At 71.1% G+C, this 13,842-nt stretch carries 11 protein-coding genes; 5 read left to right on the top strand and 6 right to left on the bottom strand.

Annotated features, from left to right (window positions below; all coding sequences use genetic code 11):
- Positions 1–62 precede the first annotated feature (62 nt).
- The 4 genes from LDL49_RS02980 to LDL49_RS02965 form a co-directional block, all read right to left on the bottom strand.
- A complete protein-coding gene (locus LDL49_RS02980; protein ID WP_225289299.1) occupies positions 63–1,091 on the bottom strand; it encodes an alkaline phosphatase family protein in 1,029 nt (342 codons plus the stop codon).
- A gap of 162 nt (positions 1,092–1,253) precedes the next feature.
- Entirely contained in the window at positions 1,254–2,030 is a 777-nt protein-coding gene (locus LDL49_RS02975; RefSeq protein WP_225289298.1) for a sugar phosphate isomerase/epimerase family protein, read from the bottom strand.
- 164 nt (positions 2,031–2,194) lie between these two features.
- A complete protein-coding gene (locus LDL49_RS02970) occupies positions 2,195–3,187 on the bottom strand; it encodes a LacI family DNA-binding transcriptional regulator (RefSeq protein ID WP_225289297.1) in 993 nt (330 codons plus the stop codon).
- Between the two features lie 104 nt (positions 3,188–3,291).
- Positions 3,292–4,473: a hypothetical protein gene (locus LDL49_RS02965; protein ID WP_225289296.1), complete on the bottom strand. Its 1,182-nt coding sequence runs from the start codon at positions 4,471–4,473 to the stop codon at positions 3,292–3,294.
- Positions 4,474–4,823: 350 nt separating this feature from the next.
- On the opposite strand from LDL49_RS02965, the gene LDL49_RS02960 reads away from it, so the two are divergent.
- The 4 genes from LDL49_RS02960 to LDL49_RS02945 all read left to right on the top strand — a co-directional run bounded on the left by LDL49_RS02960 (position 4,824) and on the right by LDL49_RS02945 (position 9,373).
- Entirely contained in the window at positions 4,824–5,546 is a 723-nt protein-coding gene (locus LDL49_RS02960) for a hypothetical protein (protein ID WP_225289295.1), read from the top strand.
- Between the two features lie 60 nt (positions 5,547–5,606).
- Positions 5,607–6,770: a thiolase family protein gene (locus LDL49_RS02955; RefSeq protein WP_225289850.1), complete on the top strand. Its 1,164-nt coding sequence runs from the start codon at positions 5,607–5,609 to the stop codon at positions 6,768–6,770.
- Positions 6,767–8,875 carry a 3-hydroxyacyl-CoA dehydrogenase NAD-binding domain-containing protein gene (locus LDL49_RS02950; RefSeq protein WP_225289294.1) on the top strand — a complete coding sequence of 703 codons (2,109 nt, stop codon included), beginning with the start codon at positions 6,767–6,769 and terminating at the stop codon, positions 8,873–8,875. Before LDL49_RS02955 ends, LDL49_RS02950 begins: the two co-directional genes overlap by 4 nt.
- A 105-nt stretch (positions 8,876–8,980) precedes the next feature.
- On the top strand, positions 8,981–9,373 hold the full coding sequence (locus tag LDL49_RS02945) for an SSI family serine proteinase inhibitor (RefSeq protein ID WP_225289293.1): 393 nt from the start codon (positions 8,981–8,983) through the stop codon (positions 9,371–9,373).
- 27 nt (positions 9,374–9,400) lie between these two features.
- Here LDL49_RS02945 and LDL49_RS02940 read toward each other — a convergent pair whose 3' ends face one another.
- Both LDL49_RS02940 and dxs read right to left on the bottom strand, forming a co-directional pair.
- Complete coding sequence (locus LDL49_RS02940; protein WP_308016057.1) at positions 9,401–10,867, bottom strand: amino acid permease; 1,467 nt, start codon at positions 10,865–10,867, stop codon at positions 9,401–9,403.
- Positions 10,868–10,925: 58 nt separating this feature from the next.
- Positions 10,926–12,806 (bottom strand): 1-deoxy-D-xylulose-5-phosphate synthase, encoded by a 1,881-nt coding sequence (gene dxs / locus LDL49_RS02935; protein ID WP_225289848.1) that lies wholly within the window; start codon positions 12,804–12,806, stop codon positions 10,926–10,928.
- A gap of 142 nt (positions 12,807–12,948) precedes the next feature.
- On the opposite strand from dxs, the gene LDL49_RS02930 reads away from it, so the two are divergent.
- Positions 12,949–13,800 (top strand): neutral zinc metallopeptidase, encoded by an 852-nt coding sequence (locus LDL49_RS02930; protein WP_225289292.1) that lies wholly within the window; start codon positions 12,949–12,951, stop codon positions 13,798–13,800.
- Positions 13,801–13,842 lie beyond the last annotated feature (42 nt).

Raw genomic sequence — 13,842 nt, 5'->3', positions numbered from 1 at the left:
TCTCGCTACGAGTCTCACGCTTTACGGCAAAGAATTCAACACTTGATGAACAGTGGCGTCGGTCACACCTCCAGCGGCACGCCGTCGAGATCGCAGGCGGGGTCGGACTCGATGCCGAGCAGGGCCAGCGCGGTCGGTCCGACGTCCACCAACCTCGGACCGGCGAGACGGGCGCCGCCCAGATCGGCACTCCCTACGTCCGCGCTGCCCAGATCGGCGCCGCCCAGGTCCGCGCTCAGGCGGGCGGCGATGACGAAGACCGTTCGCTCCTCGATGGAGGTGCCGCCGTGGCCGCCTTCGTCGACGTGGCCGTGGTCGGTGGTGACCAGGACGGTCCAGCGCTCGCCGGCGAACGTCGGCCTGCCCCGGATCGCGTCGAGGAAGCGGCCGAGGTAGGCGTCCTGGGTGTGCAGCGCCGCGGTGTAGTCGGGGCAGTGCGGGCCGAGGTCATGGGCCACCTCGTCGGTCTCGCCCAGGTAGACGAAGGTGAGGTCGGCGCCGGTGCTCGCGAGGTGATTCTCGGCGGCCGCGGCGACCTGCTTGTCGGCGGTCGGCCAGGTGATCGCGTAGCCGTCCAGGACGAAGCGGGTCCCGATGGCCGGGCCGAACGCGCCGTGCTCCGCCAGCGCCGCCCAGGAAAAGAACGCCGCGGTGGTCAGGTCGGGACGGGCCGCGTTGGCGCGAGTCAAGAAGTCCGGATATTTCGCGAATTGGTGGTGGGTGAACGCGTTGTCCACGACGCCGTGCCTGTCGGGCCACACCCCGGTGGCGATCGACGACCATCCGGGTCCGGAGTCGGTCCGGGATCTGATGACCCGACCAGAGGAGACCTCGCCCGAAGCGGCGGTGTCCTCGCTCGAAGCCGGGGAGCCCTCACCCAAAGTGGCGGCGTCCTCGCCCGAAGCGGCGGTGTCCTCGGGGACGATCTCGCCGGGAGACTCCGTCCGGGGAGCGGCGGCCTCGCCGTACGGGAGCAGGCTCGTCCCGTACGCACCCGCCGCCATCAGCCCGCTCAGCACCGGCGGCTCCAGCGCGACCAAGCGGTCGAAGCGCAGGCCGTCCATGCCGACCACCAGCACCTTGTCCCTCACTGGGCCCCAAGCTGGGTCCCTCACCGAGTCGCTTGCTGGGTTTCTCACCGGGCCGCTCGCTGGGTTGCTCGCCGGATCCCTCACCAGGCCGCTCGCCGGGTCCCTTACCGAGTCGTTCGCCGGGTTGCTCGCTTGGCCCTTCACCGGGTCGCTCGTCACTGGCTACTCCCTTCGGAAACGCCGCACCCACTCGGCGGCCCCAGGCAGTATCTCCTCCACCGGCTCGACCTGCGGATACCAGGTCCGCTCCCACTCCAGCGACACCCACCCGGAGTAGCCCCACGAGCGCAGCAGCTCACCGGACTCGTCCAGCGGCACCGTGCCGTTCCACATGGGCACCGGCGTGGTGTCCTGGGCGGAGACCGCGTCCTTGACCTGGACGTAGGCGAGGTGCGGGCCGAGAAGGGCCAGGGTGTCAGCGGGAGACTCGCCGTGCCGCCAAGGGTGGAGCAGGTCCCAGAGCGCGCCGGTGGTCTCGGGGCAGGCCGCCTCGTCGAGCAGCCGCGCGACGGCAGCGCCGGTGGCCATCTGGTCGTGCGTCTCGACGAGCACCCGCAGACCGAGCCCTGCGGCCGTGGCGGAGACCGCCTTGAGCCTGCGCGCTCCGATCGACGGGTCTTCGCCGCGCGGGAACACCCGGACGCCCGGGGCGCCGAGGTCGGCCGCGAGCGTCAGGTCCGCGACCAGCGCCTCGACGACGGGCTCGTCAGGGCCCGGCTCGCATACGCCGACATATCCGGCGAGCGCCGATATTTCCAGACCTGCGGCTTCGACCCGCTGCCGCACCGACGACCGCTCGTCCGCCGACAGACCCCGGTGTACGCCGGTGTCGGGGTGCAACCGCAGTTCCAGGCCCTGGCACCCGTGCCCGGCCGCCACCTCGATCGCCCTGTCGAGCCCGTAGCCCGGCATCCCGAGCGTGCTGACCGCCAGTTTCATGGTGCCCTCCCGAGCGACCGTCCTGCCTGTGCGACGCGTCCCCTTCGGATGCGCCCCTGCGCCACGCCCTGTACGGCGCGCCCCCTTTCGGACGCGCCCTGCCACGCGTACTCGATGCCTCCCCTTCGGACGCGTCCTCTGCGGACGTGCCCTGTACGCCGAGCTCAGCGCAGCGCGCGTACGCTCTCCCGCAACACCACCTCGCCCGGCACCTGCTCCACCGTCGGCTCCTCGTCGGCCGCCAGCGCCAGTTCGAGGGCCCGGGCGCCCATGTCCTGCAGCGGCAGCCGTACCGTGGTCAGCGCGGGCACCTGGTCGCGCAGCGTCGCGATGTCGTCGAAGCCGGCCACCGACACGTCGTCCGGCACCCGGATCCCCCGCTCACGGTAGGCGGCGAGCGCTCCCACGGCCATCACGTCGTTGACGGCGAACACGCACGTCGCGTCCCCCGTCTCCTGGGCCGCCCGATAGCCGCCGTCGCGGTCGAAGGGCCCCTCGATGACGCGCGGCTCCGGCAGGCCGAGCTCGGCCAGCGCCGACACGAACCCGGCGCACCGGTCGCGGGCGGTCATCAGGCGCGGCGGCCCGGCCAGTACGGCGAAGCGGGTGTGGCCGAGCCCGGCCAGCGAGCGGGCCAGGGCGGCGGCGCCCTCGTGGTTGGCAGGCGCGACCGTGTCGACGCCGAGCAGGTCCTGGCCCACGCACGCGGCCCGCCCGCCACTGGCCCGGTAGCGGTCCAGCTCGGCGCGGAGCCGCTCGGTGACCTCGGGGTCGGCGACGCGGGAGCCGACCAGCAGCACGGCGCGTACGCGCTGGGCGTTGAGCGTCGCCACGTAGGCGATCTCCTGCTCGGGATCGCGGTGCGTGGTGCCCACCATGACCAGCAGGCCCTCGCCGGCCGCGGCCCGCATCGCGCCGTCGGCCAGCGCCGCGAAGTAAGGGTCGGTCAGGTCGTGGACCACGATGCCGATGACATTGCTCGCCCCGCGGGCCAGTGTCTGCGCCGCGATGTTGGCGCGGTAGCCCAGCTCGTACGCGGCGCGCTCGACGCGGGCCCGCAGGTCGGCGCCCACCTGGCGGGTGCTGCCGTTGAGCACCCGCGAGGCGGTGGCGAGCGAGACGCCCGCCTGCTTGGCGACGTCTTCCAGCGTGACCACGAGACCTCCCGGAAAGCGGTTTCCCAGTGTGCCAGACCGGCACCTGGGTCCGCATCCTTACACGCCTCGGGGCCGGCGCGACACGAAGTCGCCGCCGAAGGGCATCATCCCCAGGGGAAGAGGATGTCGAACAGGCCCTTCTTGGTCTCCGTCGGAACCGGCGCCGGAGCCTGCGTCTGGACCGCCTGCGTCGGCTGGCTGGTCTGCTGCTTGGCCGTCGGCTCCTGCGTCGCCTGCTTCTGGGTGGTGCCGGTGTCCGTGTCCTTGATCGTGCCCTGCGTCGCCCGGGTGGCCCGGGGGCTCGGCTTGGCGGTCGGCTCGCCGATGCGCGTGCGGGTGGCCCGGGGAGAGGGGGTACGGCTGGCGCGCACCCGGGCGGCGGTCGGCGACGGGGCGGCGGTGGCCGACGCGGTCGGCTCCGGGGAGTCCGACTCCGTGGGGTCGGTGGCCTCCGCCTCCGTGTCACTCGGCTCCGGCTCCGTGGGAGAGGCGGCCGGCGCGCTCACCTGCTCGGCGCTGGCGCACTTCCCGGTCCCGCACGGGTCGTCGGACGACGTGCCGGTCAGCATCCAGCCGGCCCCCGCGCCGAGCACGACGACCGCGACGGCCGCCATGAGCAGCACCTTGGTACGGCGGCGCACCTCCTTGTCGCCCTCGGCCTGGTGACCGCCCCCCTGGGAGCCGTCGGTCCAGCCGGAGCCGAGGAAGCCGCGCTTGGGCTCCGCGGGCTCGTCATCGTCATAGGAGGAGCCGTAGCTCTTGTCGAGCGGGAGGTAGGCGTCACTTGGCTGGTCACCGGTGTAAAGCGGCCCGCTCGGGGCGTCGCCCGTGTAAAGCGGGCCGCTCTGCGCGTCGCCCGTGTAAAGCGGCTCACCCGCGGCGTCGCCGCTGTAGAGCGGCCCACTCTGCGCATCGCCCGTGTAAAGCGGCCCGCCGGCCGGGTCGCCGGTGTAGAGCGGCCCGCTGGGCGCGTCACCGGCGTAGAGCTGGTCGCCGCCCGCGTAGAGCGAGTCCCCGTAGAGGGGGCCGCTGGCCGGGTCACCGGTGTACAGCTCACCCTCGGCGGCCGTCGCGCGGTGCTGGCCCTCGGTCGGCGGGGTGTACAGCTCGGGCGCGCCCTTGTCCGGTGGGAGGATGTAGGTCTCGTTGCCCGAGACCACGATGGCCGGCTGCTCGTCGGTGTCGTCCGTGCTCCAGCGCGGGGACAGAACGTCGCCGGTCAGCTCCGGGTTCGCCGGCCTGCCCTGCCCATCCTCATATGGCCTGTCGTTCTCGTCGCGCGCCACGATGGAACCTCTCTAATACGAATCTGGACCGCGACCCTTCCTAACAGACTTCTCCACCACTTGTCCGGAAATTTCACAAGATGCTCATAAATAAGCTGGAGTCACAACTGTGATCTTTCGTTTCAACGGACCCCCCGGAGGGGTATGCCTGAGGGTTGCCTGCACATGACCACGCACCTGCTCCAGCCCTATACACACGGTAATCGGACACGGCCCACCTAAAGCCAGCAAAGGCCGCGCATGACGGCGCTGATCTCGGTCAGGACTGGAGTTTCGGGCCAATCGAGGGCTCCATCCAAAAGACCGGAATTCAGGGCGCGGTCACGCGCGGTGACGACATCATGACCCCCATGACCGAGGCTGCACCCCCTCCCGGCGCCGTGGCGCTGACCGGATTGCGCGCGCGGGCCCGCGCCGCGCGCCGGACCGCGATCGCCACGCTCTCCGGCTCGCTCGCGCTGATCACCTTCTCCCAATCGCTCGCCGAACGGGTCCCGGCACGCGCGGATACCCTGCCGCTGGCCGTACTCGCGCTCATGCTCTTCCTCGCCGCGCTGCCCGCGCTGGCGCTCACGCAGACCGTCTGGGGCGCACGCGTGCGGGCCGTGCGCAGGCGCGAGCGCGAGCTGTACGCGAGCCCGCCCAGGACGCCGCCGCGGGCCCTCAGCAGGCTCTCCGTCGGCTGCGGGTGGGCGGTGACGCTGCTGCTCGGCTGTACGGTGCCGCGCCCGTTCCGAGAGTCGGGCCTGTACGGCTTCGCCGACGCGATGAGCCGGGTCACCGAGGCGCTGGCGCTGGCGGGTTCGGCGGCGGGCGTGTGCTTCCTGGTCTGGTGGGCACGGGGGGCAGGGGGGAAGCCGGCGCGTGCCGGCCGGCCGGGAGGGTCACCTGGCGATCCGTGGGATCCCGACCGGCTCACGCGCCGGCGACGGGGTCCGGCGCTCCACACCGGCGCGGCCGTGGCGGTCGCGGCCCTGGTCGGAGCCCGCGCCCATCTGTGGGAGCCGTCGACCCTGACCCTCTCCGCACTGCTGGCGGCCGTCCTCGTCTGCGGCGTGGTTACTGACGAGTAGCATAGGCGCGGTAACTGCCGAGCAACGAGGAGCGAATCGGTGCCTTCCTCTCGTGACGTCGTGTTCGTCGACGGCGTACGCACACCTTTCGGCCGGTCGGGGCCCAAGGGCATGTACGCGGAGACTCGCGCGGACGACCTGGTCGTCCGCGTCATCCGCGAGCTGATCCGGCGCAACCCGGGGCTGCCGCCGGAGCGCGTGGACGAGGTCGCGATCGCCGCGACCACCCAGATCGGCGACCAGGGCCTGACCATCGGCCGCTCGGCGGCGGTGCTGGCCGGGCTGCCCAAGACCGTGCCCGGCTACGCGATCGACCGCATGTGCGCGGGCGCGATGACCGCGGTGACCACGGTCGCGGGCGGCATCGCGTTCGGCGCGTACGACGTGGCGATCGCGGGCGGCGTCGAGCACATGGGCCGCCACCCGATGGGCGAGGGCGTCGACCCGAACCCGAGGTTCCTGTCGGAGCGCCTCGTCGACCCGAGCGCCCTGGTCATGGGCATGACGGCCGAGAACCTGCACGACCGTTTCCCCACGATCACCAAGGACCGTGCCGACGCCTACGCGGTGCTGTCGCAGGAGAAGGTGGCCAAGGCGTACGCCGACGGCCGGATCCAGCCCGACCTGGTCCCCACGGCGATCAGGACGGCCGAGCGGGGCTGGGGCCTGGCGGTCGAGGACGAGGCGCCGCGCCCCGGCACCACGCTGGACGGGCTGGGCTCGCTCAAGACGCCGTTCCGCGCCCACGGCAACGTCACGGCGGGCAACTCCTCGGGCATCAACGACGGCGCCACCGGCTGCGTCGTGGCCGCCGCCGAGACGGCCGCCGAGCTGGGCCTGGCGCCGAAGATGCGGCTGGTCTCCTACGCCTTCGCCGGCGTGGACCCCGAGGTGATGGGCGTGGGCCCGATCCCGTCCACCGAGCGGGCGCTGCGCCTGGCAAATCTTGATATTTCCGATATCGGGCTGTTCGAGATCAACGAGGCTTTCGCCGTACAGGTGCTGGCCTTCCTGGAGCACTTCGGCATCGCCGACGACGACCCGCGGGTGAACCCCTACGGTGGCGCGATCGCCTTCGGCCACCCGCTGGCCTCCTCGGGCGTACGGCTGATGACGCAGCTCGCGCGGCAGTTCGGCGAGCGCCCCGACGTGCGCTACGGCATCACCACCATGTGCGTCGGCATGGGCATGGGCGGCACCGTGATCTGGGAGAACCTGGCATGAGCAACGTTGAGACCTGGCGCTCGCTGCTGACCGAGCGCGACACCGGCGAAGTCGTCACCAAGGCCCTGGTCCGCGACGTCGAGCTGCCCGGCGGGGCCGGCACGATGGCGCTCATCACCCTCGACAACGGCTTCGACCACACCAAGCCCAACACCTTCGGCCCGCACGGGCTGTTCGCGCTGAACGGCGCGCTGTCCGAGATCGCCGCCCGCACCGACCTGGCCGCCGTGGGCGTGACGGGAAAGCCGTTCGTCTTCGCGGTCGGCGCCGATCTCAAGGGCGCGGCGACCATGGCCTCGCGCGAGGAGGCGCGGGCCATCGGCGCGCTGGGCCACCACGTGTTCCGCCGCCTGGGCGAGCTGCCGATCCCGTCTTTCGCGTTCGTCAACGGCGCGGCGATGGGCGGCGGCCTGGAGGTGGCCCTCCACTGCACCTACCGGACGATCTCCTCGGGCGTCCCGGCCATCGCGCTGCCCGAGTGCTTCCTCGGCCTGGTGCCGGGCTGGGGCGGTACGCAGCTGCTGCCGCACCTGATCGGCCCGGCCCGCGCGATCAAGCTGATCATCGAGAACCCGCTGTCACAGAACCGCATGCTCAAGGGCGCTCAGGCGTTCGAGCTGGGCGTCGCCGACGCGATGTTCGAGCCGGCCGACTTCCTGGAGGAGTCGCTGCGCTGGGCCGCCCGGGTGCTCACCGGCGACACCGTCGTGGCGCGCGACTCGCACGCCGACGACGTCTGGGACAAGGATGACTGGGACAAGGCGGTCGCCGACGCGCGCTTCCTGGTCGACATGAAGCTGCGCGGCGCCTCCCCCGCCCCCTACCGGGCGCTCGACCTGATCACCTTGGCCCGTACGGCCTCGCGCGACGAGGGCTTCGCCGCCGAGGACGAGGCGCTGACCGACCTGCTCATGGGTGACGAGCTGCGGGCCGGGCTCTACGCCTTCGACCTGGTGCAGCGGCGGGCCAAGCGCCCGGCGGGCGCCCCCGACCCCGCGCTGGCCCGCAAGGTGACCAAGGTCGGCGTGGTGGGCGCGGGGCTGATGGCCTCGCAGATGGCGCTGCTGTTCGCCCGCCGCCTGGAGGTGCCGGTCGTGCTGACCGACCTCGACGAGAGCAGGCTCGGCAAGGGCGTGGGCCACGTGCACGCCGAGGTCGACAAGCTGCTCGCCAAGGGCCGTGTCTCGGCCGACCAGGCCAACCGGCTCAAGGGGCTGGTGACCGGCTCGCTGACCAAGGACGCCTTCGCCGACGCCGACTTCGTCATCGAGGCGGTCTTCGAAGAGATGTCGGTCAAGCGGCAGGTGTTCGCGGAGGTGGAGGCGGTGGTCTCGGCCGACTGCGTGCTCGCGACCAACACCTCCTCGCTCTCGCTGGCCGAGATGGGCGCCGCGCTGGAGCGTCCGGAGCGGCTGGTCGGCTTCCACTTCTTCAACCCGGTCGCGGTGATGCCGCTGCTGGAGATCGTCAAGGCGCCTTCGACCGACGACGCGACGCTGGCCACCGCCTTCGCCGTGGGCCGGTCGCTGAAGAAGTCGTCGGTGCTGGTGAAGGACGCTCCGGCGTTCGTGGTGAACCGGCTGCTCACCCGCTTCATGGGCGAGGTGATCGCCGCGGTCGACGAGGGCACGCCGCTGGAGGTCGCCGAGCACTCGCTCGACGACCTCGGGCTGCCGATGACGCCGTTCGCGCTGCTCCAGCTCGTGGGGCCGGCCGTCGGCCTGCACGTGGCCGAGACGCTGCACGCGGCCTTCCCCGAGCGCTTCGGCGTCTCGGCGAACATGGCCAAGCTGGTCGCCTCCGGCAAGCCGGGCGTCTATCTGCCCGACTTCTCGCTCGACGCCGAGGCGGTGGCGCTGTTCGCGGGCGGCTCGGCGCCGTCCACCGCCGCCGAGGTACGGCTGCGCGTGCTGCGGGCACTGGCCGAGGAGATCCAGATCATGCTGGACGAAGGCGTGGTCGCGGCGGCGCAGGACATCGACCTGTGCATGATCCTCGGCGCGGGCTGGCCGTTCCACCTGGGCGGGATCACCCCGTACCTGGACAGGTCGGGTCTTTCCCGGCCGCGATTCCTCCCGGCCGGCACCGCGTCCGTGCCCGCCTGAGACGGGCCGGCTTGACCGAATCTTGGGAGGCCCGTCCGGCGGGTCTCCCAGGGTAAAGTGATCCGTCACGTAGCGTGTTCGCCGCGCTACGAACGGAGAAGATCCATGATGAGAGCAGTCGGCACGATCGCGTTGTGCGGAGTCGCGCTGGCGACGGCGCCCCCCGCACTCGCCGAAACGGCCCCCAAGTCGACGCTGAAGATCGTTGTCGTGGTGGACGGCCTGCCGAAAGGGGCCACCCTCACCTGTGACCCCGACGGCGGCAGCCACCCCACCCCCGCCGCGGCCTGCGACCTGCTGCGGAAGGTCAAGGGCGACCCGGCCAAGCTGAACGTGGTGCCCAATCCGGTGTGCACCGACGAGTACCAGCCGCACACCGTCGTGGTGGTGGGCAAGTGGCGCGGGACATCGCTGCGATGGACCTACGTCTTCCCCAACTCCTGCCGGATGAAGGCGGCGGGCGGGGCGGTCTTCACCGTCAGACGGCCGGCCGCCTGACCGCCGAGGGGTGGGCGCCCCGCGCGCCTACCCCTTCGGGCCGGCCACCTGGACCCGGCTGTGGCGGTAGCCGTAGACGAAGTAGAGCACGGCACCGATGACCAGCCACACCACGAACCGCAGCCATGTCTCGACCGGCAGGTTGAGCATCAGGTAGACGCAGGCCAGCACCGACAGGATCGGCAGCAGCGGCACCAACGGCGTACGGAAGGCCCGGTGCAGGTCCGGCTGCGTACGGCGCAGCACGACCACGCCGGCCGAGACCACCACGAACGCGAACAGCGTGCCGATGTTCACCAGCTCGGCCAGCGCGCCGAGCGAGATGAACCCGGACAGCACCGTGGTGACCAGCCCGATGATGATCGTCAGCCGGGCCGGCGTGCCGAACCTGGGGTGGACCTTCGCCAGCCCGCGCGGCAGCAGCCCGTCGCGGCACATGGCGAACAGCACCCGGCTCTGCCCCAGCATGAGGATCATCACCACCGTGGTCAGACCGGCGATGGCGCCGATGCTGATCAGCGTGGCCGCCCAGGACTGCCCGACCGCGGTGAAGGCGTCGGCGAGCGGCGCCTTCTCACTCAGCTTGTCGTAGCGCTGCATGCCGACCACGACCAGCGACACCGCGACGTACAGGACGGTGCAGATGGCCAGGGAGCCGATGATGCCGCGCGGCAGGTCGCGCTGCGGCTTGATGGTCTCCTCGGCGGCGGTGGCGACGATGTCGAAGCCGATGAAGGCGAAGAACACGACCGCGGCGGCCGAGAAGATGCCGATCACGCCGAAGGCGACCGGCGTGATGCCGAACAGCACCTGGATCAGCGGCGCCTTCAGCCCCTCGACCCCCGGCGTGGACACCGGCGGCGGGATGAACGGCGAGTAGTTGGCAGTGTTGATGAAGAACAGCCCGGCCACGATGACGAGCAGGATCACCGCCACCTTGATGGTGACGATGACCAGGTTGACCCGCGAGGACAGCTTGATCCCGGCGGTCAGGACGCCGGTGAGGATCAGCACGATGACCATCGCGGGCAGGTTGACCACGGGGTGCTCCCCCGCCATCCAGCCGGGCAGTTCGAGGCCCAGCGAGGACATCAGCGAGGCGAAGTAGCCCGACCAGCCGACCGCCACCACCGCCCCGGCCAGCGCCATCTCCAGCATCAGGTCCCAGCCGATGACCCAGGCCGGGAACTCGCCCAGCGTGGCCAGCGAGAAGGTGTAGGCCGACCCGGCCACGGGGATCGACGAGGCGAACTCCGCGTAGCACAGCGCCGCCAGACCGCAAACGACGGCGGCCACGACGAAGGAGAGCGCCACCGCCGGGCCGGCCGTCTCTTTGGCCACGCGGCCGGTGAGGACGAAGATGCCGGTGCCGACGATGACGCCGATGCCGAAGACCGTGAGGTCGACGGCGGTCAGTCGCTTTCGCAGCCGATGCTCGGGGGCTTCGGTGTCGAGGATCGACTGCTCGACGCTCTTGGTGCGAAAGATGTCCACACTCAGCGTCTTCCCAAACCCCTGGTTGATCATTCCTCACCAGGGTGTGACAGGGCGATCAGCGCGGCGCGGACTGGCTCTCGATCGGGCTGCTCCGCTTGGCGATCGCCTCGGTGATCTCGCGCGCGAGGTCCTGGCCGGTCAGCCCGATCTGGCCGAGGATCGCGGCCCGCTTGGCATGGTCGAGGAAGCGCTGCGGGATGCCGTAGCCGCGTACGGGCACATCCACGTCGGCGTCGCGCAGCAGGCGGGACACCGCGTCGCCGGCGCCGCCCACGCGGCCGTTGTCCTCGACGACCGCGACCAGCTTGTGGGCGCTCGCGGCGGCCACGAGCGCCTCGTCGAGCGGCTTGACCCAGCGCGGGTCGACCACGGTCGCCGAGATGCCCTGCGCGTCGAGCAGGAGGGCGGCGTCCATGCAGACCCGCGCCATCGGGCCGACGCCCACCAGCAGCACCTCGGGCTCGCCCGCGCGCAGCACGTCCATCGTGCCCAGCTTGCCGACGGCCTCGATCGGCTCGGCGACCGGGCCCTTGGGGAAGCGCAGCACGGTCGGGCCGTCGGAGACCTCCACGGCCTCGCCGAGCAGCTCGGTCAGCCGCTCGCCGTCGCGCGGCACGGCGATCTTCAGGCCGGGGACGACCTGCAGGATCGACAGGTCCCACATGCCGTTGTGGCTGGCCCCGTCGTCGCCGGTGACGCCGGCCCGGTCGAGCACCACGGTGACGGGCAGCCGGTGCAGGGCCACGTCCATGAGCAGCTGGTCGAAGGCCCGGTTGAGGAAGGTCGCGTAGACGGCCACGACCGGGTGCATGCCGCCGAGCGCCAGCCCGGCCGCGCTGGTCAGGGCGTGCTGCTCGGCGATGCCGACGTCGTAGATGCGGTCGGGGTAGGCCTCGGCGAAGGCGGCCAGGCCGGTCGGGTGGAGCATCGCGGCGGTGATGGCGACCAGGTCCTCGCGGTCCTTGCCGAGCCTGACCAGCTCCTCGCTGAACACGTTGGTCCAGATGCGGCCCTTGGGCTTCTCCGCGCCGGTGGCCCGGTCGAAGGCGCCGGGCGAGTGGAACTGGTCCTCGTCGTGGTTTTCGGCCGGTGAGTAGCCGCGGCCCTTCTGGGTGAGGGCGTGCACGATGACCGGGCCGCGGAAGTCGCGGGCCTTGCGCAGCGCCGCCTCCATGGCCTGCTCATCGTGGCCGTCGATCGGCCCGACGTATTTCAGGCCGAGGTCCTCGAACATGACCTGCGGGGCCAGGACGTCCTTGACGCCCTTCTTGATGCCGTGGAGCGCGTCGTAGAGCACGGGGACGTTCCCGATCTTCTCTTTGACGTATTCGAGCATGTCCTCATAGCGGCGGTTGACCCGCAGCGAGGACAGGTGGGAGGCCAGGCCGCCGATCGTCGGCGAGTAGGAGCGGCCGTTGTCGTTGACGACGATGACGAGCCGCAGGTCCTTGCCGGCCGCGATGTTGTTGAGCGCCTCCCAGGCCATGCCGCCGGTCAGCGCGCCGTCGCCGATCACCGCGATGGCCGTGCGGTCGTGCTCGCCGCGCAGCTTGAACGCCTTGGCCAGGCCGTCGGCGTAGGACAGCGCGGTGGAGGCGTGGGAGTTCTCGACGAAGTCGTGCTCGGACTCGGCCTGGCTCGGGTAGCCGGACAGGCCGCCCTCCTGCTTCAGCGCGCCGAAGCCCGCGGCGCGCCCGGTGAGCAATTTGTGAACGTACGACTGATGGCCGGTGTCCCAGACGATCGGGTCGCTCGGCGAGTCGAAGACGCGGTGCAGGGCGATGGTGAGCTCGACCACACCGAGGTTGGGGCCGAGATGGCCGCCGAACCGGGCGCAGCAGTCGACGAGCAGGTCACGGATCTCCGCCGCCAGCCCCGGCAGCTCCTCGGCATCCAGGCGTTTGACGTCGTGTGGTCCCTTTACCGAGCCCAGCAACCCGCTCACGGATGCGATCCCCTCTGCTCCTGTGCGCTAACCCGATCGAGTCTAGTTCGTGCCTGCCTTGCTGACTCCATCGCGCTCCATAGAGTCAATTGCACCCACATATGTCCGATCTTGACCTAGTCTTTCCTTCACTATGAACACTCTCCCCATGAAGAAGCTGTCGTCCCTTGTGGCCACAGGCGCGGTTATCGCGCTGGCCGGCGCGGGAACGGCGACAGCCGATGTCAAGCCCGTCTCCGCAGGTCAGCAGGTCGTCCAGCAGGCCGCTCAGCAGGCGGCGCCGCCCCGCGGCAAGGCCGCCGCGACGGCCAGCCCGCTGTACCGGACGGGACGGCTCGCCAGCTCCAACTGTTCGCCCGGCAGCCTGCCCAAGGGCAGCACCACGGCTTACAAGCGCTTCCTCACGAGCGTGACGAACTGCCTGAACCGCTCCTGGGCCTCCCAGTTCCGCAAGGCCGGTCTCTCCTTCAGCAAGCCGCGGCTGCGCATCATCACCAGGAAGGTCCGCACCCCCTGCGGCCCGTGGAGCGCGGGTGCCGACGGCATCTACTGCTCGACCGACCGCACGATGTACATGCTGATCACCAAGACCCAGCTGCGCCAGCCGTTCGCGCTGGGCATCACCCGGCTGATGGCCCACGAGTACGGCCACCACGTGCAGAACATGTCGGGCATCTGGAACTACTACTGGGCCGCCAGGAACGCCAGCGGCAGGTCCGGCCAGCTCGCGCTCTCGCGCCGGTCGGAGTTGCAGGCGGAGTGCTTCTCCTCGGTCTTCATGCGCACGGTCGAGAGCACGCTGCCCGTCGACTCGGGTGAGTGGGACTACACCGTCAACTGGTTCCGCAAGAACGGCGCCAAGGGCTGGCCGCAGAACGACCACGGCCGTGGCCCGTCGCAGGCGTACTGGATGAACCGCGGCTACGGCTCGGCGTCCCCCGGCTCCTGCAACACCTGGGCCGCGCCCGCGCGTACCGTCGCCTAGTTCTCCCGCTGTGATGCGGCCGCGCCCTACGGCGCGGCCGCA

The organism is Nonomuraea aurantiaca (assembly GCF_020215705.1).
Classification (GTDB): domain Bacteria; phylum Actinomycetota; class Actinomycetes; order Streptosporangiales; family Streptosporangiaceae; genus Nonomuraea; species Nonomuraea aurantiaca.
Note: the sequence above shows the minus strand (reverse complement) of the source record. Positions and strands in the feature narration are given on the sequence as shown.

Coding starts and splice junctions, on each gene's coding strand:
- LDL49_RS02945 (WP_225289293.1), top strand. CDS start 8,981: ATGATGAGAGCAGTCGGCACGATCGCGTTGTGCGGAGTCGCGCTGGCG.
- LDL49_RS02960 (WP_225289295.1), top strand. CDS start 4,824: ATGACCGAGGCTGCACCCCCTCCCGGCGCCGTGGCGCTGACCGGATTG.
- LDL49_RS02930 (WP_225289292.1), top strand. CDS start 12,949: ATGAACACTCTCCCCATGAAGAAGCTGTCGTCCCTTGTGGCCACAGGC.
- LDL49_RS02975 (WP_225289298.1), bottom strand. CDS start 2,030: ATGAAACTGGCGGTCAGCACGCTCGGGATGCCGGGCTACGGGCTCGAC.
- LDL49_RS02950 (WP_225289294.1), top strand. CDS start 6,767: ATGAGCAACGTTGAGACCTGGCGCTCGCTGCTGACCGAGCGCGACACC.